We start from the raw sequence: 21,868 nt of genomic DNA on the forward strand, positions 1-21,868 counted from the left end.
CCGCGATCACGATTGCGGGCCCAACTGGCGGTCGCCCCTCTCAGTAGATCTGAATCCGCTTCGGTGCCCCCGGCACTCTGGCGAGATCCAACTCAAGTTCGATCAGCCTTGAGGGCAGCCAAGCACCGACCGTGAATCCTCCGTAGGACACGATAGAGACGCTGGCGCAGTCGTTGCGAAACACTGCCGTGAGGCGGTCAGCGTCGAACGAATTGTGGAGGAAAAAGATCGCCCGATCGACGTAGGATTCGGTCGAGCCTTCGGGGGCAGTTATGCTCAGCGTCATGTAGACCCATCGACCTCGAATATCGTCGAAGCTCACAGCGAGATGAAATCCATCGACCTCGGATTTGCCGCCGAAGCGACCCTTGTTCAGGTCATCGCGATGGCGGACGCGCCGGCGCAGCGCGGGCGGGTCATCATCTCGCGGTTCAGGTTTTTGACCCGCCCGTGCGGGCTGAGGACGGGTCGACGCCCGTTTTGCCGCGGTGGGCTTTCGCGTCGACAAAATGTTCGCCACGGCGAAGTTTGTCGCGAATCCCGCTGTATTGAGTGCGAGGAAAGCTCCCGCCTGAACGGTTAGAGGGGAACGTTCGGCGGCACGACCAGACCCGGCTCGTGGAGCCTTAAGTGGTTGAGGCGTCGCGGGTGACTTGGGGCGAATCTGATCTAGGTCCACGGCGCCGCGGAATAGAACCTTCGAATAGGCGGCCTGTAGACCACCGCGTGTGGGAGAGTAGAGACTGCGGTCCTTTTGGCCGGGCGCGTTGCGACGGGCCATCGTCCAGGAGAAAGTGGCGCCGATGCTGCGCCGGAATGTGATGTCCCTACGCCAGCGCTTCGCTTCAACCGCCGCTCTCTCGCGATTGTCGGCGCCCGGCGCGCCAGACGCAAGCGACGTCAGCATGTCGCCCATGAGAGTGTTGCTCAGAGCGAAATACGGCGCGCCCACCCGTCTGGCCTCGGCCAGGGCGTCGATGGCTTGAGCAGCCGCCCGTTCGCGCTCAGGCCCCTCGCTGCGCCGTCCGCGGTCGAGCCATTCGCGAGCCGCCAAGATGTGCGCATCCGCGATCCAACTCGCGGACTCCTTGGCAAAGGCGCACCAGCTATCCGTCGTGGGGATGCTCAACTCCGGAAACCGAACTGCGAGCAGAGCGGTGACGATCGCTGTCCAAGGATCGTTGCGGGAATCGAGGGGCGCTCGGCTGACGTCCCCGAAAAAGCCTCCGACGATGTCCCTGGCCTCGTCAGCGTAACCGACTGCGAGCGCCTGGCAGAGCGCTCGCCGGCCGGATTCGATGGGGATGACTCGCATGGTGACGTCCACCGTTGTCAGGGCTGAGGCCGAAAACACGATGCGAACGCCGCCCGCAAAAAGGGGAACAAGAAACCGTTCGACGCGAGCCTCCGCGATCGCAACAGACATGCGCAGCCGTGCGCCCTTGTCGGGCGCCGGGAGGATCTGCGTGGGCTGGAGCATGACCTCCACTGCGCCGTCCGCGACGAGGACGTCCGGGGCGGGTCCTCGATACGGTCGCCAGCCACCCGCTGTACGCGGGCGTGTGTCCTGCGAGAGCCCTATGGTGATCGGTCGCGCCTTGGACGACTCCCGAAGAAGGCCCGCCAGGTCGTCATGTTGTGACGTGGACGACAGTGCTCCGAGCGTGGCCGAGCTTGGCCCCGCAGGCGCAGCGACGGTGCGTCCAACGGGCGCCTCCGCAGCTGAAGGCGAGAACCCGGTTGTCCTTAAGTCGCCGGCGCGCAACTCGCTCAGACGCGGGGTTTGAATCTCCACCGTCTGGCCGCCCGGCGCGTCGAAACCGAAGCTGACGGGGCCTTGTCCAAGCGGTTCGATGATCGCTGTGTAGCCCCCGGGATCGCCCTGAATGACAAAGTTATTCTGCGTCGGTGTCGCGAACAGGTTTTCGATCCGCCCATCGGGGTGGATGAGCCGCAGGTTGGCTGCAGCGATGTCAGGCGGGGCCCGGAGCAAGAAGGTCACGTCTGCACCTTCAGAACCTGATTGTAGATCGAACGCGCCGGCACAAATGCCTTCTCCAGCGGCGCACCTCCCGCATGCGCCACGAGCCAGTGTTGCGCCCAACTGACCGGCAGTGATGTGATCCATTCCCCTTGATCGGTCGGCGGGCACGATCGAAGCGCAGGGGGCGATTTTCCCTGGTCGAAGATGTTGAGGTCGAACGCTTTCAAAGCCTCCACGGGATCCGTGCGGACGAGGATCGGAACGTCCGGAGGGGCGGCGTATGACATTATGGGCAGGATCAGGTTTTGCTGCTCGGGCTGAGATGGGTCGAAGCCCTTCTCCCGCCATTCCGGGCGGAGCCTATAGAGATAGACAAGATCCTCGAAGACGGCGCCGGCGTAATTGACCCATTGTCCGGAGCCGCTTTGGTCGCGAGCCGATGCACCGTCCAAGGCGCGTAGAACCGTCTGTGTAAAGCGCCCCGCGTTGACCCCCACCTGGGTCGTGAGCTCCCCTTCGTAGGTCAACACCTTCTGCGCCGCGGCGGACAGCAGAGCCACCTTCTGCTGGCCGGGGTCAGCCATCGGATCGGGGTCTTCCGTGAACCTCGCGCCTATCCCCGGCTTGGCGGTTTCAAATTCGACAATGAACTCCTGGCACGCGTCGACCAGCAGCAGCGCCCACTCGATGTTGTCGATCCGCTTCAGCGCCCCCGCGGTCTCGCGCACATTCAGGTAGGACCAGCGGTCCTTCACGTTGGCGTTCAGATCGGTCAGGAAGACCACGGGGTCGTTGCCGTGGACCGCACCGTGACCGGTGACGAACATCAAGGCTCCACTGCCGGGGTGGGCTCCGCATCGTTCAATCCATGCGCCCCCGGCGTCGACGACTGTCGCGGTCGTCGGCAACTGCACAGGAGCTCCAGGTGCGTTGGCCCAGGCATACGCTGGCCCGTCCTGAGGATCGGCAATCAGAACATCGACGGTGCCGAGCGGTGGGGAGAAATCCGTTGCGTGTTCGATGAGCCAGTCGACCGTTAGCTTTGCACCGTTCGCGGCGCTTTGAAGGTCTTCAACGCTCTGCAGGACCGGAGGACCCCCCGCGCCTGGCTTGGCATTCGGATAGGCTCCGACGCCAATCACCAGGGCGTGTGTGGCTGCCCCGGCGAGGTTGCTGTCGAAAACGATCGTCACGCGATCTTCAGAGTGTCGAGGTGGCTGGCCAGTCGCGCATGAAACTGTGGTCGCTTGAAATAGGTGGTGTGCGCGTCAATCAGGCCAGTCGCGGAATTGAACCCGAAGTCTTCGGCCTTGGCAAAAACGGGGGTGGCGCGGAAGCCGAACAGGTCGACGGGATCGTAGACGTTCAGCCACGACTTCACGGCTGCGGGCCCCTCGACCCTGTCTGGCGATCTAACGTTGAGGTCGTCCGATGCGAACAGCTTCATCTCCTCGAAGAGACCAGGTTGAGACCCCACTGTCAGGAACAGGTCGACGGCGGCGGGCGAAAGTTGCAGCTCCGGGTCGGAGGTCATCATGTCGTAGAGGATCACACCTCCCAGGCTATGGCCGATCAGTACCAAGCCTTCTCCCGCGCCCCGCGCTGAGGCCGCAGCCTGGATCGCCGGTCGAACGGCGTCACGGATTTTCGTCCTGATCTCGCCATCCTTCAGGTAGGTGAAGACGTCTCCAAGGAACCGGGCGACAAGCGGGTTCAGTTCGTCGCGAAACAACGCGACAAGTCCGTCCGCAGCGAGATTGCGGCCTTGGTCGAGCAGTCGTCCAGCGGCGGTCTTCAGCGAATCCACAAGCCCGTATGAGGCTGGCAATTTCGCCTCGGCCCTGACCGCCTTGATGAACGCCAGATCGTCCGCGGCGCCGGCCAGCGCCTTACTGAATCCGCCGGCCTTGAACTGCTGGGTAACAGCGGCGAACTGAGCCAGTTCATCGGTCGTGAGCTTACGGCCTTGCGAATCTGCATCCTCGACCAGTTGCGCGAAGAGCGCATCAATCGCCGCAGGTACATCGCTGGCCGCCACCGTCGCGACGGAGGCGCCAAGGGTCGTTTGCAAAGTCGACTTCGCACTCCTGCCGCCGGCAAGGCTGAAGCTCGCGACCTTGTCCTTGCCGAAGCGTGGAAAGCACTGCCCGTTCCAGGCAAAGGCGGGCACTTCGTCTCCCCACATCGGACTGCACAGATTGAGCGGTCGGTCCTTGAACGCCACCTGCCTAAAGAGCGCCTCGCGATTCTCGGATTCGATCGCATATGCGGGACTGGTCCGCGTCGCGACGCCGTGAACAAACACCACCTGAACCATCGATAACGCATCCCCACCTGAGCGATAGATTTCAGTCTAGGACAATCAGGGCGCGAGCCAAGCGGATTGCGCGCGTATGCGATGATAGGACTTCCGCGGATCGAGCCGGGCGGAAAATCGCCTTGATCGCTGAGAGCGAGATCGTTGCTTCGACCGTCTAGGGCGAGCACTTCCGCAATCGGTGACAGGCAACCCCTTGGAGCGGGTTTGAGGCGATGCTTCTTTTCAACGACTTGCGCCTAGGTGCTGTGGTCTAACGATTGCGGTTTCGTTCCGCCGTACGGCGCTGCGGATCCCGAGTCCCTTCGCGGTCCAGCAGGGTCGCCAGACGCGCCTGTGCGGAAACAAGGATGCGGGCCTGGATCGCCGGATCGGCGACGCGATCACGAACCACGGCTTCGACGATGCGCCGGCGCTCAGCACGACCCGGCATCACCGTTGGTCGCCGGCTACGGTCCGCATCGGCGGGCGCCGACGCTTCGCGCTCCACTATGCGGCGGCTTTGCGCATCGAGGCGACGCTGGAGGATCTGCAGGTCGCGTTCGCCGGGTCGGTAGCCGTCGACCTCGAGGCCCGCGGTTCGGCCGGCGAGCCAGGCTTCGCGGCGGAATCCCGTGGAGCCACTCACCTGGACCGCTGACCATCCGCGGTGCTGGGCGATGGAGACCAGGTCGCGGATCGTGTTGGGATCGGAGCGGGTGGCGATCAGCTGGCGGCCGCGGTCCCGAAAACTCGGGATCACGATGGTGGCGTCGGTGTAGTAGGCGATGCCGGCGCCGTTGCGGCCGGCTTCGGTGAGGTAGCGGCGGCGCAGGGCGTCGGGGACATCGCCAGCCTCGGTTGAACGGGCGGGGCCGCCCGGCTGCACGGCGTTCGTGACGTCGGGCTTATCGGACATTCTCGGTCTCCAGGTCGCGTGCGGCTGTGGTTTCGAGGAAGCGCTCCACCCAGCGCTCGATGTCGGCGTCCGGGGCGCCCTGCGGGGGGAGGGGTTCGAGCCCTGCGCTCGCCAGGGCCGCGACGGCGATATCCAGGCTGAGCAGGTCGTCTGATTGAGGCAGGGCTTTCGGCGCGAACGGCGCAGGTGCGGGTGCGGTGGGCGCGCGCGGGGCAATTTCGGGCGGCGCCTGAACGCGGACGTGGAACGGCCGCTCGCGGTAGTAGGCAATCTTGCGGCCGCGGACCGGTGGGGCGCCGGCCTTCAGGACGATGAGGCGGTCCGGCGGCATCTGGATCAGCTCCTGGGGGAGCATGAGGGCGCGTCGGTGGTCGGACTCGCTGAGGGATCGGCGTCCGCTGGAGAAGCCGCTCGGGCGGCTGCGGGTGCGGCCGCTGACGGTGGCGTAGCCGAGGCGCTCGGAGAGGTCCTGGGCGACCTTCAGTTCCTTGGGGGCGAAGACCACCTCAGCGCCGCAGTTGGCGATGATCTCCTCGGTCAGGTCGGGACCGTACTCCGCGCGGAGCTGGGCGGGGCTTTGCAGGACGGGGAGCAGCCGCAGGCCGTAGCCGGCGACATAGGCGAAGGCGTGGGCGATGACGCCGGCGTGACCCAGGCGCGCGAACTCGTCGAGCAACACCAGGACCGGAACCTTGTGCTTGTCGGCGGTGGGCCGCTCGCGGGTGTTGAGGTCGATCAGCTGGCTGAACAGCAGATTATAGAGGGGCGCCACCCGCGCCAGGTTGTCCGGGGAGACCCCGAGGTAGAGCGAGATCCGATGGTCGCGGAGGTCGCGCAGGTCGAAGTCGCTCTCGTCAGTGGCGGCGCAGACCCGCGGATTGAGCCAGAGGTTGAGGCGCGCGGTCAGGGTCTGCTTGATCGAGGCGAAGGTGTTGTCGGACGCCGAGCAGAAGTCGCTGATCGCACTGACGGCGCCGGGCGAGAATGGGACCCCGGCTGCGGCCCGGGCGGTCAGGGCCTGGGGCAGGCGCTTGCGCGGATCGCCATCGGTCAGCTCGCGGTAGATGGCGCCCAGGCTGAAGGGTAGGCCAGGCGTCGCGGCGCAGTAGGCGCCGACGCCGATGAAGCCGGTCCGCGCCGCCTCCGCCCAGAAGGGGTCGGCGTTGGGCGGAGCTGGGAACAGCATCACCGCCAGTTTCTGCAGCTCGTCGAGGACGGCGCCTGGGTCCGCGCGCTCCACGTGGCCCAGCGGGTTGAAACGGGCGGTGCGGCCCTCCGGATCGAGGGGGTCGAACAGCAGCACGCGCTGGCCGTGGGCCGCGCGGTAGCCGGCGGTGGCCTCCCAGTTCTCGCGCTTCACATCGAGGACCACGGTCGAGTCCGGCCACGTCAGCAGGTTCGGGATCACCACGCCGACGCCCTTGCCGCTGCGGGTAGGCGCGTAGAGCAGGACGTGTTCGCTGCCGCCGAACACCAAGGGCTGCCCGGCGGACCGGCCCAGCAGGATGCCTCGGCGGGCGCGCAGGCCGGCGCGGGAGATGTCGCCGCCGGTCGCCCAACGGGCGTCGCCGTAGAGAGAGGGGCCAAGGCCGCGGGTGATGGCGATGGCCGTGAAGCCGCCGCTGATCAGGGCGGCGAATGCCCCGACCTTCAGCCATCGCAGGACCTCCGGATCGCGCCGGAAATACCAGAACCAGCCGACAACGGCGTCCGCGCGGAGGTGCGCCGAGAGCTGGTGCAGGCCGGCAAGGGCGACCCCCAGTGTGATCGCGGTCAGGGCGGCCAGGCTGACGAGGCCCAGGCCTCCGACGCAGGCGGCCCTAAGCGGCCAGGGCGCGCTTGCGAAGCGGTTCATGCCAGACCTCAGTGACCCGAAATCGCCCGCCCGTGCGCTGCATCTGGACCACCACATCCACTAGGAGGTGGAGGAGGGCGCGGATGTCGTCGCGGGCCAGGTCGCGGCCGCCTTCGCTCTCCTTCACCAGCAGGGTGAGCTGCTCGAAGGCCAGGGCGGCGCTATCGGCGTGGATGGTGGTGATCGACCCGGGATGGCCGGTGTTGACGTTGCGCAGGTAGAAGAACGCCGTCCCGTCCCGCAGCTCCTGGAGGAGGATGCGGTCTGGGCGCATGCGAAGGGCGCTCTCCAGCAGGTGCTTGGCGCCGACCTTGGCGAGGCCCGCGCCGTCCTTCGCAAACAGCAGGTGGACGGCGTTGCGGTGCGGCACGGTGAGCTCACGGGCGTCCTCGATCGTGAGGAGCCGCTCGGTCTCTGGAATCAGTCGGACCAGGCCCTTGGCGAAGGTGGTCTTCCCCGAACCGGTCGCGCCGGAGACCAGGATATTGCGCCGGGCCTGGACCGCGGCGGTGAAGAAGGCCGGCCAATCGCCGGACGCCTGGAGCGCGGACAAGGCCGCGTCCGTGGCTTCGCGGCCCGCCGCGGCGGGCCCGACCGCCTCGAAGAGACCCGCGGCCGTGAAGTCCGCGAGCGAGAAGCTGACCGGAGACGGGCGTCGCAGGGTGATGGAGATCGCCTCCGCCGCGGGCGGCAGGACGATCTGGCAGCGCTCGCCGGTCGGCAGCACCGTCGAGCAGATCGGCGCGTCGGCGGAGACGTCCTGTGCGGTCGCCGCCGCGGCGGCCACGGCCAGCGGCTGGAGCCAGGCGTCGGTGAGCTCGGGCGCCTCGATCCACGTCCAGCCCCCGCTGTCCTCGACCGCGAACTCGCCAGGGCGGTTGATCACCAGCTCGGTGACGCCTGGGCGGTCGAGGTGGGCGCGCAACGGGGCCAGATAGTGCGCCAGGACTGCGGTGTCGCCGGCCATGGCTCAGCGGGCCTTCAGTCCGTAGACGCTGGAGAAGTCGAAGTCCTGCGCGGCGAAGATCGCCACCTCCGACCCCTGGGCCTTGCGCAAGGTCGGCGGCAGATCAATGCCATGTTGCAGGGCGATCCCGGCGGCGTCCGAGGGCGCCCGCAGGGTCTCCAGGCTGCCAGTCTTCGGCGCGACCGCGGCTGCTCCATCGTCGACGATGGAGAGCAGCATTGCGCCGCCGAACCGCTCCCAGAAGTGGCGGTCGATCTCGCCATCGAAGCCGGCCCGGCCCAAGGCGTCGCTGGCCGAGGAGGCGAGATCCAGCGCGACGCCGTTCGGCGTGACCGCCCGCGTCCAGAGCACGAAGAGGCGCGCCTGGCCGGCCTTCAGGCTGGAGCGGTACTCGCCCAGGACCTTGGTGCCCTTCTCCAGCAGCACCACCGCGCCGTTGTCGGAATAGACGTCCTGCGGGATCACGCAGGAGACATAGCCAGGGGTCGAGGTGTCCATGGCGGTCTGCAGGATGCAGGGTAGGCTGGCTCCGGCGAGGATCAGGAAGCTGCGGTCGCCGAGCCGACGCGCCCGGGCCTGGCCGATGACGGAGCCGCGCCGCAGCTGGTCCAGTTCGGTAGGCGCCGGCCGGTCGGCCGAGGCCGCCACCAGGCTCGCGAGGGACGGCGCCGCAGGCAGGGTCGTCGCCCCGCCGCCCGCGCCATAGGCCAGCAGGGGTGCGCCACGGATCGCCTGGAGGGGATTGGCGGCGGCCGGTCCTGACGACGCGGTCGGCGCGGCGGCGGGCGTCGCCGCGGGCGTCGCGCCCAGGGTCGGCGCATCTGCGCCCGGATGGGCCAGGGTCGGGGCGGCCTCGTAGGGCACGACCTGTTTGGCGGGCGTGTCCGGCGCCTTCTCGGCCGCCCGGGGATGCGGGCGTGAGGTCGCCAGCGCGAAGGCGCCGCAGCCGGCGACCAGCGCCGCTAAGACAAGGACCTTACCGGTGCGGCCGTTGGTCAGGCGGCCGGCGATCGGGGAGATGCCGCGGTCGGCGATCTGTTCGGGCGCGGCGGGCGGGGGGGTGTCGGTCATGGCTTGGGCGTGTCCTTGAAGGTCCGCTGCACATCGGGCGCCGTGGTGCCGGTGGTCGGCGGCGACCCGTAGGGCCGGAAGGCGGTGTTGAAGATGCAGAGGACCTCGCGGCCGCGCCGCAGGCGCAGCTGGGCGGCGGTCTGGTGGACGACCACGAACTCGCCACGCACGTCGAAGGGCGCGAGCGTTTCGGCCCCGTCGGGCGCCACGGCGTAGACCGCCGGAACGCCCTCGGCGCCCGGGAACCGCAGCACCGTGAAGACGCCGTTGTCGGTGACTTCGGAGGGCGCGATGGCGCTGGAGCCCTGAAGTTCGTAGGCAAGGTTGCGGGGGCCTTCGAGGACCGCGCGTTCCAGCTTGAACTGCAGGACCTGGCGCTGGAGCGCCGCCTCGGCGGCGCTCAGCGTCGCCAGGACCTGGGCCTTCTCCTGGACGGGATAGTGGAAGCGCACGACGAAGAAGGTGTCCGGGGCGCGCGCGCCGATCGGCCCGGCCCGGGTGACCAGCTCAAAGGTGTAGTGGCGTTCGGCGCCGTCGGCGGCGGCCGTGGTGACGATCAGGTTGGTGGGCGCGCGGACCGCCTTGGGCTTGGCGAAGAGGATGTTTCGCTCCGCGACCACGTCCCAGCCGGTGGTGTCACCGAGCGCCACGTGCCGGATGCTCTCGGTGTCGCCGAACTGGATCTCGGTCGCGGTGCGGAAGGCCCCCACCAGGCGCACCACCTGCTGCGGATCGTAGTCCACGGTCTTGATGCGCGGGTCGGCGTGGCCGGCGTGCGGGGTCTCCACCGCGCCCGCTGAATGCCACAGGCAGAGGGCGGTCAGCACCGCCAGGAGGAAGGGGCGGGTCATCGGCCAGTCTCCGGGTCTGCGCGGTAGCTGTCGACCTGGAAGCCCAGCGGGTTTCGCAGGCGGTCGTCCTCGGCCATCGGCGCGCGCGTGTAGTGGAAGGCCACCGTCGCGATCCAGTCGCTTTCGGTGGTGGCTCCGCCGCGTCGCTCAATGCGATGGAACCGGACATTGGCGACGCCGGCGCTGAGGAAGCTGATGGCGCGGACCTCGGCGTCCACCTGACCGTTAGTCCCATAGACAACCTGCGGGCTCGTCGGACTGGTCGGGCGGAAGGCGTCGGCCCAGCGCTGCTGCTCCGGGGCGGTGGACATGATCGAGACCTGGCGGAAATTGGCCTCGGCCGCCGCTGGCAGCCAGCCCTCCCGCGCCCTGACATAGCCGGCCAGGAAAGACTTGGTGACGGCCTCCTCATAGGTCTCGTCGTGGCGGCCGCTGAGCCCGGTCATCACCTCGACGGCGCCCGAAGACCGGTCAACCCGCACCACATAGGGGACGACAGTCTTCAACGGCGACAGCAGGGCGACGGCGCCGACCGCGACCGCCGCCAGGCCGGCCGCGGCAGCGGCCATCGTCCAGGCGAGGCACTTGGAGCGTACGGCGGCGGCCAGCCGGTCGTGATCCCAGCGCTTGGCCTCCGCGAAATAGGCCTGGAGCTCGGCGCTTGGCACCCCGCTCATCGGGCGGCTCCCAGGCAGGCCGGGACGGGCTCGACGGCGCCGGACGCCGTGGCGGCCGGTGGGGCCGCCGGTTTTGCGGCGTCGGTTGGCGCCAGCACCGACCCATAGGGGTTGGCGGGCCGGCGAGGTCCGGAGCACGCCGGCGGCTTGAGGGCAGACGACGCACAGGCGGACATCAGCAGCATTAGCGGGATGGCGACGAAAGTTGATCTCATATCTTGGCTCTCACGGGACGCAGGGAGCCCCCCTGGCGTGGTGTCTGGGCGCGGCCGCCGCCGGTCGATTGGCTGGAGAACGGCGCGCGCCCTTGCATCGCCATGGCCGCGGCGTTGCCAAAGTCGGCGAGACCGGCGCTCGCGCCACCGGCGATCCCGGCGGCGATGGCGGGGACCTGCAGGAAGAAGATCGTCGCCAGCAGGCAAAGCGCGATGAACAGCAGGCCGCCGGCGACTGGGTCCTGCCCGTCGATGGAGCCCCACTGCGCGCCGACCAGCGACAGGATCAGCTGGAAGATCGTCACGATCAGCGCCAGCAGCACCAGGTAGTTCACCGCCTGGCTGAGCCAGCCGAAGAAATAGCGGCGGCTCACTTCGAAAAGCGCGCAGGCGACGAAGATCGGACCAAGCGCGATGAGCAGGGCCAGGGCCACCTTGGAGAGCAGGAAGATGCCGAACCCGAGGGCGGCGGCCAGCGCGCCGATCACCCAGACCGCGCCGGACACCAGCAGCGGCGTCCAGTTCACCGGGGACGCCTCCTTGGAGATCTTCTCCCCGAGATATCCCACGCGGTCGAAGAACTGGTCGAAGGACGCGCCCGCCGTGGTCGGCGGCTGGCCGCTGATCGCGGCCGAAAGGGTGTCGGGCAGGGTGTGGAAGAGCGGCGTCGCGACCCAGCTTCCGTAGGCCTGCGTCGTCGCCAGCATGACGATCAGCGCCAGCTTGATGGCGCGGATAGCGAAATCGACCAGCGGCTCCTGGATGGCCCCGCGCAGGATCGCGACGCCATAGAGCAGGACATAGAGCACCAGGGCGACGCGCAGGGGTCCGGCGACCTGCGCCATGACCTGCCCGGCGTCCTGGGTCAGGAAAGTGTCCAGCTTGCCGTCGACGAAGTCGTAGGCCGGCTGGAAGATCGCGGGGCCGCCGGCCATCCTAGGCGCCCTTCCGGAAGAGCTTCAGGCGCTCGTCCTGCTTGCGGCGCACCGCATCGCGCGCGGCCTCGCAGTCGGCGTCGGTGAGCCGCTGGCGCTCGCACCGGACAAGGACCCGGTTGGTCTCCTCGGGGTGCGCGGCGAACCAGTCCACAGATCGCGTCGGCTGCGTGCAGGCGGCGAGGAGGAGGCTGAGGAGAAGCGTGTACCTCATTGGAATCCCGACCGGAACAGTTGCAGGCGCGCGTCGCTGGCCGCGGCCGCCCGCTCGCGATCGCGCTGCGACTGCAAGCGCTCTTCCGCTGCCTGCGCCATGGCCAGGCCCTGCAGCCGCATCTGGTCGTTGGCGATCATCGCGTGTTCGGCGGTGAGGCGGGCCTGAAGGTCCATGACCGCGCGGGCGTCGGGCGCGGCGTCGATCGCAGCCGTCAGGGTCTGCAGGCCAGCCAGGCGCTGGGCGCCGGCGGTGGCGGTCTGTTGGCCAAGCGCTAGGTCCCGGGCCGCGCGGTCGCCGGCGGCCTCCAGGTCCTGGCCCGAGGCGTCGCCGGTCGGCGGGGTGTAGAGGCGGTTGGCCTGTCGGATCGCCAGGGCCTGCTGGCCGATCTGCTGGAGGCTGCTGAAGTCGCCCTTGGCCGCCGCGGTGAACGCCGCGACGTCGGGCAGCGCGGCTCGAAGGGCGGGATTGTCGAGGAGGCTTGCCAGCGCCCCGACGTGGGAGGGGCTGTTGAAGCCGTCGTACAGGCGCTGCGCCTGGCTGACCTGCTGCTGAAGCTGTTGCAGCTGGCTGATCCCGGTCTGGGCCTGCTGGATCAGGCTCGCGTAGTTCATCGGGTCGTGGACGATCTCCTGCGCCGTGGCAGGACCGGCGACGAGAAGAGCAAGGGCGCACGCGGCCAGTGTGGATTTTTGGATCATCGCTGCCTCCGGGGTCGTTCGACGGGTGGACCGGCGGGCCTGTGCCGCAGGCCACCGCATCCGTTCGAACGAAGACTGCCGAAGCGCTGAGCGCGGCGCGAGGCGTAGGCCTACGCCTGGGGACGGCGTAGTCCTACGCCGGGAGGCGGCTTGCGCGGTAAGGCGCGGATCGAGGGTGAGGCCATATATGGCCAAATATCTTGCAATAATTTCAATAGTAGGCCATATATGGCCTCATGCTTCAGACTTCCATCGAACTGCTCAGCGCTCTGGGCCACGCCGTTCGGATGCGTCGCGTGATCCAGGGTTGGTCCCAGGCGGAGGCGGCCTCGCGGGCCGGCATCGGCGTGCGCACTTGGCGGCGGCTGGAGGCCGACGGCCAGGCGACGGTCGAGACCCTGGTCCAAGCCGCCATCGCGCTGCGCTGCGAGGACAATCTGCAGAAGATCTTTCCGGCGCCGGCGGCGGCCAACCTGGATGACCTGCTGCAGCGCCAGGCCGCCGAGGCGGCGCGGAGCCCGAAGCGGCCGCGGCGGCCAAGGCCGACGTCTTGAGGCTCGCGCCCGGCACGCCGCTCGCGGTCTCCCTGGCCACGGATCCGGCTGCCCCGATGCCGGTGGCCCGGCTCGCCTGGGACGGGGGTCTCGCGCAACTTGAATGGTCGCCGCAAGTCCTGGCGCGCCGGCTCGCTGTGGCGGCGCTCTACTATCCGCCGGAGCCCGGCCTCCAGGCTGCGCGGGGCGCGGCGTTCGGCGGCCTTCCTGGCTTTCTCGCCGACAGCCTGCCTGAAGGCTGGGGTTACCTGCTGATGCGCAAGCGCCTCGCCAAGCTGGGCGTGGATATCGCCACGCTCTCGCCCCTGGAACGCCTCGCTCTGGTGGGCCAGCAGGGCCGCGGCGCGCTGGCGTTCTCACCGGCGACGACGCCGGACGAAGACGTCGAGACCCTGGACCTCGACGCCCTGGCCGGGGAGTCCCGCGAACTTCTACGCGGCCAGGAGAGCGCCTTGGCCGACACGCTGGCCGGCCTGGCCGGCGGCTCGGGCGGCGCGCGGCCCAAGGTCCACGTCGGGTTCGATGGCCAGGGCCGGGTGTCGGTGGGCGAAGGCGAGGCGGCCTCTGGGTATGCGGCGTGGCTGGTGAAATTCGCCTCGCCCGAGGATCCGGTCGACATCGGGCCCATCGAAGAGGCCTACGCGCGGACGGCCGAGGCGGCGGGCCTGCGGCTAAGCGAGCACCGCCTGATCCCGGCCAAGGCGGGGCCTGGCTTCTTCGCGACGCGGCGGTTCGATCGGCCTGACGGTGGTGGACGGGTGCATATGGTGTCCCTGGCGGGCGCGATCGAAGCCCCGTCGACACTGCCATCGACGAGCTACGACACGTTCCTTCGCGCCACCCAGGCGATCACCCGCCATGCCGGCGATGTCGCGGAGGTGTTCCGGCGGATGGTGTTCAACGTGCTGGCCGTCAACCGCGACGACCATACCCGCCAGCATGCCTTCCTGATGGACGGCAAAGGTGAGTGGCGGCTATCGCCAGCCTTCGACCTGACGTTCTCGCAAGGACCGGGTGGCGAGCACTACCTCGACATCGCAGGGGAAGGCCGCAAGCCGACGCGCGCCCATGTGCTCAAGGTGGGCGCGCCACATGGTCTCGACGCCAGGCGTGCGAACGCGGTGATCGAGGAGGTGCGCGCCGCGGTCGCCGATTGGCCGCGGCACGCCGGCGCCGCGGGCGTCTCGGCGGCCTCAACGATTTCAATCGGAGCGGCCCACGCCCGCGTCTGGTCTGACTTCGGCTGAGATCGTCCTGCCCACCTGACCTGGATGGGTCGCAGTAGCGCCGGCGCCGCCGTCAGATGAGCTTGCGGGCCGCGTGGAAGGCTTCACGCCAGGCGGCGGGATCATCGCCGTGCTCGGCGCGCAGCCGGTCGAGGAGGGCGACGGTCTCCGCGCGCCCCGAAAGCACCGCGAGCGCATCGTCGAGGCCGCCGAGATCGAGCTCGACCACCACCGAGTTGAGGCCTTGCTTGACGAGGAAGCGATGCTGCTCCGGCGCCAGCTCCTCGCGAACCAGCGAGAACTCCCGGTGTGTCAGGCCGAACCCTTCGATGTAGTCGCGGGCCTGGGCGTGGGCGTTCGGCAGGAAGATCTGCGTGGCGCACTGCTCGACGATCGTGTGGGCGATCGGCGAGCGCAGGACGTCGGCCGGCGACTGGGTGCCGAACACCATCATGGCGTTCTGCTTTCGCCAGGTCTTCAGGCCGTCCTCGGCCAGGCCCCGGAAGGCCTCGTCGCCAAGCGCCTTCCAGAACTCGTCGATGTCGACCACGAGGCGGCGGCCATCCACCAGGCCCTGGAGCCGATGGAAGAGATACATCATCAGCGGGGTGCGAACCTCCGGGGCGTCCAGGACGTGGGTCATGTCGAAGCCCATGAAGCGGGCGTCGAGACCGAGCGCGTCCGTCTCCCCATCGAGGGCCCAGCCAAGGGCCGCGCCGCGCCGCCAGCGGTCGAGGCGCGCCCCCACCCCCGCGGCGTCGCGCTGGCCGAGCAGCGAGCGAAGCGCGGCGAAGGAGCGTTGCGCCGGCGGCAGGGGGCCAAGGGCGGCGATGGCTGCGTCGATCGCATGTTCTTCCGGCGGGGTGAGCGGCCGGTCCGACGGCGTCACCAGCTGGCGGACGAGCGCGCCGAGGAAGGCGCGGTTGGCCGGGGTGAACTCCAGCGCCTTCAACGGCGCAAGGCCGGTGGGCTCGCCGGGCTTGAGGGTCAGGTAGGTTCCGCCGCAGGCGCGCACGAAGATCTCCGCGCCGCGGTCCTTGTCGAAGATCACCTGCTGCACGCCGAGCTTCTCCAGCTCGGCCAGCATGAAGTTCTGGACGACCGTCTTGCCCGAGCCCGAAGGCCCGCAGATGAAGGTGTGGCCGAGGTCGCCCACGTGGAAGTTGAAGTAGAAGGGCGAGCCGGCCGAGGTCCGTAGCAACGCCACGGCCGGGCCCCAATGATTGCCAGAGGGCCGCCCCGCCGGATGGGTGTGGAAGGGCGCCAGGCTCGCGAAGTTGCGGGTGGTGATCGCGGCCGGCCGGAGGCGGTAGCGGAAGTTGCCGGGGAACTGCGACCAGTAGGCGGCCTCGAGTCCGAGATCCTCGCGCGCCACCACCAGGCCGGAGTCGGCCATCATGGCGCGGGCGCGCGAAAGGTGCTCGGCGAGTGCGGCGCGGTCGTCGCCGTAGACCGCCACCGACGCCTGGTGCTCGCCCATCGCGAAGCGGTTCGAGGTCAGGTCGTCGAGGGCGGCGTCCAGGCCCTCGACCTGGGACGCGGCCCGGTCGCGGGCCGAGAGCAGCTGGTTCTGCTTGCGGCTCATAACCGCTTCCGCGGCCGGCTTGGAGAGAAAGGCGAAGGATTGCGCCGCCACGAAGGGGAAGGGGGCGGAGAGAAGGCCGTCCCAGAGCCCGGGGCGCGTCTGGGCCGGATATTCCTTGATGCCCAGCACGGCCCCGAACCGCGTGGTGTCGGCCGCCCGGACTTCCAGGGCCTCGCGGCCGAAGATCAGGCGGGCATTGTAGACGGCGCCGCCGAGATGGCCGGCGATCAGCGGCACGCGTTCGGGTCGGCCGGTGATCAGCAGGCGCAGCATCTCTAGCGGCTCGGAAAAGGCGAGACCGAGGTGATCGTAGGTCGCCAAGGGGGTCGGGCCATAGCGGCCAAGATGTTGGACAAGGTCTCCAGCCGCCTCCTCCAGACGGCGCAGCCCGACGCCTTCGTCCGCCGCCGCCTGTCCGCCGAAGCGGGCCAGGAGCGCGTTGGCGCGGCCGGTCGCGTCACGGGTCGGCCGCCAGACGAGGGTCAGGAAGAGGTCGTTGACGAACAGCTGGCGCCGTCCGAGGCGCGCGCGGTAGGCGGCGTCGAGATCCCTGGCGAACGCTGAGCGGTAGTCGCCTTCGGGCCAGATCTTGTCCGGCCGCCGCACCAGGTGGTGCCAAAGCGCGAGCTGGTCGGACGCCAGGTTGCGCCAGACGCCGTTGAGCTTGGCGTGCCAGTCGTTGAGGTCGCGGACGTCGGCGGTCTCAAAGCTTGCGCCCTCGAGGCGGAAGCAGAGCATCAAGGCGCCGCTGTCCAGCGCCAGGACCTGGTCGGTCACGTGGCGGGCATAGGGTAGGGCGAGGGTCGCCGTTCGTTCGCGCTGCAGGAGCGCATCGGCGTCGAGCCGGCGCACGCTAGGCACGGGCCACCTCGCGCCAGGTGCGCGGACGGCGCAGGGGAAGCGGCGACAGCGAGCTGCCGCCCCACACGCCGCCGTTTCGCGAGCGTCCCTTGGTCTCAAGCCAGAGGTAGAGCACGCGGAAGGCATTCGCGTCGGAACGGCAGATCGCCCGGAAGGCGAGATGCAGCGCCGGCGCCAGCAGCAACCAGAGCATCGAGCCGGCTGCCAGGAACGCCACGCAGGAGACGACCACGTTGAGGCCCATGGCCTCCATCGGCACGCCCAGGACCATCGCTGGACGGGTGCAGGCGAGGAAGAGAGGTTCTTCCTCCAGGCGTTCGACGGCGGCCTCAGGCATGGGATCCGCCGGTAATCACGTCGACGATGGTCGCCGCGCCGAAGATCACGATGATGGACATCACCACCGTGGCGGCCCGGTGGAGATCCAGCCGGCCGAACATCCAGCCCGCGGCGCAGCCGATCACGGCCAGGATCGCGATCAGGCGGACCACGCCGCTGTTCATCAGGTCGACGATGTTCTGCAGGAATGTCGTCAGGTTGCCGCCGACCGCGCTTGTGGTCTGGGCAAGCGCGGGGCTCGCGGCGGCCAGCAGGGTGATGGCCAGGGCGACGCGCGAGGCGACGCGAGGACTGAGGGTCATGGGCTTACTCCATTGGCGGGGGTGATGACGAAGGCGCTCGCTGTCGGCGCGCCGAAGACCGCCCAGGGGGGCCGCTCGCGCGGTGGCGGCGCGGGTGGATGTCGCGGAGGCGTCTCAGGCGCCGCCAGGGCCGGGACAATCCGTCCCGCGGCGGCAGCGACCTTGGCCACGTAGCCATTGGCGAAGCCGCGGTCCGGGCGGCCGGTGTTGTAGTAGGAGAGCGCCGTCAGCAGCCCCTCCTGCTCATGGCCGGCCGCCGGCGCGGCGCGCTGGTAGTCACCGACGAGCACTTGGGCGGCGGCGCCGAGATTGCGGCAGGGTTCAAAGGCGGCTTCGACGCTTAGTCCCAGCCGGGCGAGGTTGCGGACGTTGATCTGGCCCAGGCCGAGATCGACGTTCGCGCCGTCCGCGATCAGCCGGCGGGCGGCGGCGGCAGCGGCGGCCGGGGTCGCGAACGACAGCCGTCGCGGCATTGGCCCGTTCACCCCAATGACCAGGGGGTCGAACCCGCTTTCCACCTTGCCGATGGCGAGCAAGGTCGCAGGCGCCACCGCAGGGGCGCAGGTCGCGGCAAGGATCTGTAGCGCGGCGAGGTCGAGGGGCATGGGGTCTCCGTTCGAAGCGGAGACTGGCCGAGCACCCGAGGCGGCGCGAGGCGTAGGGGTACGCCCGGGCGTAATCCTACGCCGCGGGCTCCGGCGCCCGGGTGCATCTGTCAGGGTTCGACGGGTGAACGTCGAGATTTCGCGCCGGATCAGTGAACCACCGCGCAACAAGTTTGCGCACACCGCGCAGTATTTACAGATTCAGTGCAGTTGCGGGACCGGACTCGGAACCCCAGGTTGCTTAATCTATTCTGTCAGAATTCGGAGACCGAGTCGGGCCTCCGGTAAAGCAGGAGTACAGCAATGACTTCGAATGCGTTGTCGTTTCCGCACAAGGTCTCTGAACTCACCGTTGCCCGTCGTCATCAGGCCCTCACGTTGCGCCAGGTCGAGATCCTCTACTGGGTGCAGGAAGGCAAGACGGCCTGGGAGATCGGCCGGATTCTCGATTTGTCGGCGCGCTCCGTCGACGGGCATCTGCGGCGCATCTACGCCCGCCTCAATGTCCGGACACGGCTGCAGGCCGTTCTCCACGCGCAGGATCTGGGGCTCCTGGTCCGGCCTTCGGCAAGGAGCCCGGAGCCTCGCTACCTATCCTCAGGTTCGTCGTCAGGATCGTGAAGATCTCCGCCGAGCGCCGGGTCGGTCATCCACTCTTCGACATAGGCGTCATCCTCTCCGAGCTTTTTGGTGAGCTCGCCGAAGGCGCGTTCGAAAGCGCCGATGACGCTGCGCGGGTCGAGGCGGGCAAGGTCCCGGCCGGACTTCTTGCGGAAGCGCCGGACGGCCAGGACCATGACGCTCGTGAATTTGTTGTCGAGGCAATCGACCGCGAAGTCCGCGGACTTCATGTCGAGCGCCAGCAGGATCGCGTAGCCGTCGGCATCCACAGCCTCGGCAAAGGCGTGGATCGTCGGGCCGTCCTCCCGGCCTCGGGCCGACTCGAAATGCTGGTACGAGCGCAGCGCCATCCCGATCGATCGCGCGACCTCGGACGAGCGGAGCCCGCGCCGGCGGCGGATCGCCTTGAGGATCTGCGACAGGAGCAACTGGCGCTCCGTCAGCGGAGGGGGCGACACGGCATTCATCGGCGCGGATGCAACAACCTATGCTTGCTGAGCGCAACCTATACCATCGGCGCGGGCCCCGCTGCCAAGCCGCATCGATGGTCGTGCCGATCGATGGTCGTCCGCACACCCCGCTGCTGGGCAGAGGGCGGGGGCGGCGTACCCTTACGCCTCATCCGCGCGGCGGCGTTTGGACTAGGCTCAAGACCTCAACCCGTCGAACCTGGAGGTCTTCAATGTGCGTGAGTGACGCCTTGGTCGCTGTGACCGACGAACGGAGCCAGTCATGATCGGCCGGTCGCCGCGCCGCATGAGCGACGCCGATGCGCGCACGCTGCGGACGGTGCGTCGCAACGAGCTGCGCCTTATCGTACCGCTCGCCGACACCACCATCTACGAACTGGAGCAGCGCGGGGAGTTTCCGCGTCGCTTCAATCTCACCGCCCGGTGCGTCGTCTGGGACCTGGGAGAGGTCGAGGCCTGGCTCTCCGAGCGGCGGCGCGCCTCGGAGACCGCCGAGCTCGGCCGTGCGCCTTTCCCGGATGTCCGCAAGCGGCGGGCGAGGCCGGTGGCGGGCGCGCTAGGTCGACACCCACACGCTTGACCGTTCCATCCGGGCGGCGTGAATATTGCGCATGGCACGATCCAATCCGAAGGCAGAAGCGGCCGTCTGGTTTGCGACGCTGAGCCGCCTGCCGATCAGTACGGCCGAGCTGTGGGACTTCCACGCCTGGCGACGCAGGCCCGCCAACAAGGCCGCCTACCTCGAGGTCGAGCGCGCCGAGCTACGCCGTCCTAGCCGCTTCGCGCCACAGCCGGATCCCGAGGGATTCCGCGTCATTGACAAGCTCACCGGTGAGCCGGCGACATTCGCCAACACGCGGTACGCCGGGATTTCGGAAGAGGACGCGGACGCCATCTGCGACGTGCTCAATCGCAGGGCCCGGCAGCAAGCCGTCGAAGGGCGGGCCTAGAGCGCGCACCCTTGCCGGAGTCAGGACTTCGGCGGCGCCGGGGTGTCGTTGAGAAGCGGGTCCAGGGCGTCGGCTTCGGCGCGCGCCCAGTCCGCCCAGTACGCCACCCGCCGGGCGGACCCTGCCGCCTCGGCTTGGGCCATCACCTCGGCCACAAGGCCACGGATGTCGCGCGCCGTCCGCGAAGCGTCGGCCTGGGCATAGAGCAGGCGCCGCCGCTCGTCCTCACGCGCCTCGCGGCGTTGGCGCAACAGCTTGCGCGCCTTGGCCCGGCGCTCCCGCGCGTCGCGCTCGGCGTCGCGGCGCCGCTCCAGGCACCATCGGTAATGCTGGAGGGCGGCGACGCGATGTTCGGTTTCCGCGGCCGACAGGATAGCGACCGAGATCTCGTCCATCTGCGCTTCGAGCGTGTCCTCTGCGGTGTCTGCGAAGCTCCGCTGGGCATGACCCGGGCCTGAGTGGAGCACCAGCTCGAGGCGGCCTTCTGACCCGGTCGCCGGATCCACGGCCTTGAGGCTCAGCGTCAGCCAACGCGCGCCGCATCGGACGCGGAACTCGTCCGGATCAGTGGGCCCATGACGGAATTCTGCAAACGAGGATCCAAGCCGTTCCCGGAGGCTCGTCAGGAGAACGGCCGGTCGACGCCGCGCCGGCGTAGGTGGGATGACCTGGGCGACGACCTCCGAGACGGTCTGGGGTGTGAGTCGGCAGGGGGTCAACGCGCCGATCGGCGCTCTAACCTATTGATTTAGTAGGTGCCGAAGGGGTCAATTCGCCAGCTGATTCACCCGGCTCGGCGTTCCCTTTACCGAGTGCATCATGCCGATGCCGAGTGTGCGTCAGGTGTTTGTCATCGACCCCGACGGCGTCACCGTCGAACTCAATTTCCCTTCTGGAGCCTGACCACCCCTGACTGAAAGCGCGCGGTAGGAAGGTTCGCTTTCCACCGCGAGGCCGATGACCGCTTGCGACAGAATGTGGAGGTCAGAAAAGCCCCTCAGGTGGGCAATGTAGAGCTTGGTGTGAATCGGCGCGAGGTTTCAACGCCGATCGGCGCGATAACACATTGATTTAATTGGTTATTTAGGGGTTGATCTCTCGCGCCGATTCACGTGTCTGGAGTTTCCAATGTCGGCTGGCCTATAGACGAGGCTGAAATCGCATATTTTGCTGAGCAGTGATGGGCACCTACAGGATCATCTACACCGACCATGACCGCCGCCGACGGGGCGTACCTTTCCTTTGCCCGAACGATGACCACGCGATCCGATACCTGGACCTGCACCACGAGGGCCGGCCATGCGAGTTGATGTGCGGGGATCGCTTAGTTGCGCGGCGGCCCTCCGCCAAGGGGTAGGAGCTTTAGCTCAGCTGACTACGTGTGCTGGGCTTCACGTGGGCCATGGCGATGGCTTGCCTACCGCCAGGTCATCGAGATAGCCAAAAACCGGATGGTGGACGTCCTCGGCAATCTTGACCATTCGCCCCACCACTCGGAAAAACGTCGGGGCGGGATCTCCCGTCAACCCGGCATACTCAGCGCGGATCCGCTCCCAAGTCGTAACGGCCATGACGACGTAGTCGGGGGGCTTGCCTTCAGCAATCGCGGCGCTGAGACGGTCCTGCAACTCGGACAGTTCGGTCATAGGCTTCCAGGTCGCGAGGCTCTC

General features: G+C 68.5%; 24 protein-coding genes. 5 read left to right on the forward strand and 19 right to left on the reverse strand.

All coding sequences use genetic code 11. The annotated features are described in order from the left end of the window. Positions 1-40 precede the first annotated feature (40 nt). From ACESMY_RS11105 to ACESMY_RS11160, 12 genes are all read right to left on the reverse strand, one after another. Entirely contained in the window at positions 41-2,002 is a 1,962-nt protein-coding gene (locus ACESMY_RS11105; protein ID WP_372784650.1) for a pYEATS domain-containing protein, read from the reverse strand. Beyond that, complete coding sequence (locus ACESMY_RS11110) at positions 1,999-3,177, reverse strand: hypothetical protein (protein ID WP_372784651.1); 1,179 nt, start codon at positions 3,175-3,177, stop codon at positions 1,999-2,001. Before ACESMY_RS11110 ends, ACESMY_RS11105 begins: the two co-directional genes overlap by 4 nt. Then, on the reverse strand, positions 3,174-4,301 hold the full coding sequence (locus tag ACESMY_RS11115) for a hypothetical protein (RefSeq protein ID WP_372784652.1): 1,128 nt from the start codon (positions 4,299-4,301) through the stop codon (positions 3,174-3,176). The genes ACESMY_RS11110 and ACESMY_RS11115 overlap by 4 nt, the downstream gene beginning before the upstream one ends. A gap of 253 nt (positions 4,302-4,554) precedes the next feature. Then, positions 4,555-5,199: an LPD7 domain-containing protein gene (locus ACESMY_RS11120; RefSeq protein WP_372784653.1), complete on the reverse strand. Its 645-nt coding sequence runs from the start codon at positions 5,197-5,199 to the stop codon at positions 4,555-4,557. Next, the gene (locus ACESMY_RS11125) at positions 5,189-7,054 is read right to left on the reverse strand and encodes a type IV secretory system conjugative DNA transfer family protein (protein WP_372784654.1); all 1,866 of its coding nucleotides are present in this window, start codon (positions 7,052-7,054) and stop codon (positions 5,189-5,191) included. The genes ACESMY_RS11120 and ACESMY_RS11125 overlap by 11 nt, the downstream gene beginning before the upstream one ends. Then, positions 7,020-8,021 (reverse strand): P-type DNA transfer ATPase VirB11, encoded by a 1,002-nt coding sequence (gene virB11 / locus ACESMY_RS11130; protein ID WP_372784655.1) that lies wholly within the window; start codon positions 8,019-8,021, stop codon positions 7,020-7,022. The genes ACESMY_RS11125 and virB11 overlap by 35 nt, the downstream gene beginning before the upstream one ends. Positions 8,022-8,024: 3 nt before the next feature. After that, positions 8,025-9,092: a type IV secretion system protein VirB10 gene (gene virB10, locus ACESMY_RS11135; protein WP_372784656.1), complete on the reverse strand. Its 1,068-nt coding sequence runs from the start codon at positions 9,090-9,092 to the stop codon at positions 8,025-8,027. Continuing rightward, positions 9,089-9,943 (reverse strand): TrbG/VirB9 family P-type conjugative transfer protein, encoded by an 855-nt coding sequence (locus ACESMY_RS11140; protein ID WP_372784657.1) that lies wholly within the window; start codon positions 9,941-9,943, stop codon positions 9,089-9,091. Before ACESMY_RS11140 ends, virB10 begins: the two co-directional genes overlap by 4 nt. Continuing rightward, on the reverse strand, positions 9,940-10,620 hold the full coding sequence (locus ACESMY_RS11145) for a virB8 family protein (protein WP_372784658.1): 681 nt from the start codon (positions 10,618-10,620) through the stop codon (positions 9,940-9,942). The genes ACESMY_RS11140 and ACESMY_RS11145 overlap by 4 nt, the downstream gene beginning before the upstream one ends. A gap of 211 nt (positions 10,621-10,831) precedes the next feature. Further along, positions 10,832-11,770 carry a type IV secretion system protein gene (locus tag ACESMY_RS11150; protein ID WP_372784659.1) on the reverse strand — a complete coding sequence of 313 codons (939 nt, stop codon included), beginning with the start codon at positions 11,768-11,770 and terminating at the stop codon, positions 10,832-10,834. A gap of 1 nt (position 11,771) precedes the next feature. Continuing rightward, positions 11,772-11,984, reverse strand: a complete 213-nt coding sequence (locus tag ACESMY_RS11155) for an EexN family lipoprotein (RefSeq protein ID WP_372784660.1) — start codon at positions 11,982-11,984, stop codon at positions 11,772-11,774. Then, positions 11,981-12,685 (reverse strand): type IV secretion system protein, encoded by a 705-nt coding sequence (locus tag ACESMY_RS11160; protein ID WP_372784661.1) that lies wholly within the window; start codon positions 12,683-12,685, stop codon positions 11,981-11,983. The genes ACESMY_RS11155 and ACESMY_RS11160 overlap by 4 nt, the downstream gene beginning before the upstream one ends. 236 nt (positions 12,686-12,921) lie before the next feature. On the opposite strand from ACESMY_RS11160, the gene ACESMY_RS11165 reads away from it, so the two are divergent. Continuing rightward, the gene (locus ACESMY_RS11165) at positions 12,922-13,239 is read left to right on the forward strand and encodes a helix-turn-helix domain-containing protein (protein WP_372784662.1); all 318 of its coding nucleotides are present in this window, start codon (positions 12,922-12,924) and stop codon (positions 13,237-13,239) included. Beyond that, positions 13,236-14,486: a type II toxin-antitoxin system HipA family toxin gene (locus tag ACESMY_RS11170; protein ID WP_372784663.1), complete on the forward strand. Its 1,251-nt coding sequence runs from the start codon at positions 13,236-13,238 to the stop codon at positions 14,484-14,486. The genes ACESMY_RS11165 and ACESMY_RS11170 overlap by 4 nt, the downstream gene beginning before the upstream one ends. Before the next feature lie 52 nt (positions 14,487-14,538). On the opposite strand, the gene ACESMY_RS11175 is transcribed toward ACESMY_RS11170, so the two are convergent. The 4 genes from ACESMY_RS11175 to ACESMY_RS11190 are packed head-to-tail and all read right to left on the reverse strand — an operon-like array spanning position 14,539 to position 18,157. After that, the gene (locus ACESMY_RS11175; RefSeq protein ID WP_372784664.1) at positions 14,539-16,911 is read right to left on the reverse strand and encodes a VirB4 family type IV secretion/conjugal transfer ATPase; all 2,373 of its coding nucleotides are present in this window, start codon (positions 16,909-16,911) and stop codon (positions 14,539-14,541) included. Continuing rightward, positions 16,904-17,248 carry a type IV secretion system protein VirB3 gene (locus ACESMY_RS11180; protein WP_372784665.1) on the reverse strand — a complete coding sequence of 115 codons (345 nt, stop codon included), beginning with the start codon at positions 17,246-17,248 and terminating at the stop codon, positions 16,904-16,906. Before ACESMY_RS11180 ends, ACESMY_RS11175 begins: the two co-directional genes overlap by 8 nt. Next, positions 17,241-17,552, reverse strand: a complete 312-nt coding sequence (locus ACESMY_RS11185) for a TrbC/VirB2 family protein (RefSeq protein ID WP_372784666.1) — start codon at positions 17,550-17,552, stop codon at positions 17,241-17,243. The genes ACESMY_RS11180 and ACESMY_RS11185 overlap by 8 nt, the downstream gene beginning before the upstream one ends. Then, a complete protein-coding gene (locus tag ACESMY_RS11190; protein WP_372784667.1) occupies positions 17,549-18,157 on the reverse strand; it encodes a lytic transglycosylase domain-containing protein in 609 nt (202 codons plus the stop codon). The genes ACESMY_RS11185 and ACESMY_RS11190 overlap by 4 nt, the downstream gene beginning before the upstream one ends. Before the next feature lie 303 nt (positions 18,158-18,460). Between ACESMY_RS11190 and ACESMY_RS11195 the strand changes: the two genes are divergently transcribed. Continuing rightward, positions 18,461-18,778, forward strand: coding sequence for a response regulator transcription factor (locus tag ACESMY_RS11195; protein ID WP_372784668.1), 318 nt, complete (start codon positions 18,461-18,463; stop codon positions 18,776-18,778). On the opposite strand, the gene ACESMY_RS11200 is transcribed toward ACESMY_RS11195, so the two are convergent. Beyond that, positions 18,745-19,236, reverse strand: coding sequence for a helix-turn-helix domain-containing protein (locus tag ACESMY_RS11200; protein WP_372784669.1), 492 nt, complete (start codon positions 19,234-19,236; stop codon positions 18,745-18,747). The genes ACESMY_RS11195 and ACESMY_RS11200 overlap by 34 nt on opposite strands. Before the next feature lie 274 nt (positions 19,237-19,510). Between ACESMY_RS11200 and ACESMY_RS11205 the strand changes: the two genes are divergently transcribed. Next, on the forward strand, positions 19,511-19,828 hold the full coding sequence (locus ACESMY_RS11205) for a helix-turn-helix transcriptional regulator (RefSeq protein ID WP_372784670.1): 318 nt from the start codon (positions 19,511-19,513) through the stop codon (positions 19,826-19,828). A gap of 31 nt (positions 19,829-19,859) precedes the next feature. Further along, complete coding sequence (locus tag ACESMY_RS11210) at positions 19,860-20,198, forward strand: hypothetical protein (RefSeq protein ID WP_372784671.1); 339 nt, start codon at positions 19,860-19,862, stop codon at positions 20,196-20,198. Between the two features lie 20 nt (positions 20,199-20,218). Here ACESMY_RS11210 and ACESMY_RS11215 read toward each other — a convergent pair whose 3' ends face one another. Both ACESMY_RS11215 and ACESMY_RS11220 read right to left on the reverse strand, forming a co-directional pair. Next, positions 20,219-20,593, reverse strand: coding sequence for a hypothetical protein (locus ACESMY_RS11215; RefSeq protein WP_372784672.1), 375 nt, complete (start codon positions 20,591-20,593; stop codon positions 20,219-20,221). 996 nt (positions 20,594-21,589) lie between these two features. Beyond that, the gene (locus tag ACESMY_RS11220; RefSeq protein WP_372784673.1) at positions 21,590-21,844 is read right to left on the reverse strand and encodes a hypothetical protein; all 255 of its coding nucleotides are present in this window, start codon (positions 21,842-21,844) and stop codon (positions 21,590-21,592) included. Positions 21,845-21,868: the final 24 nt, after the last annotated feature.

The sequence above is a fragment of the Phenylobacterium sp. genome, assembly GCF_041691455.1.
Taxonomy (GTDB): domain Bacteria; phylum Pseudomonadota; class Alphaproteobacteria; order Caulobacterales; family Caulobacteraceae; genus Phenylobacterium.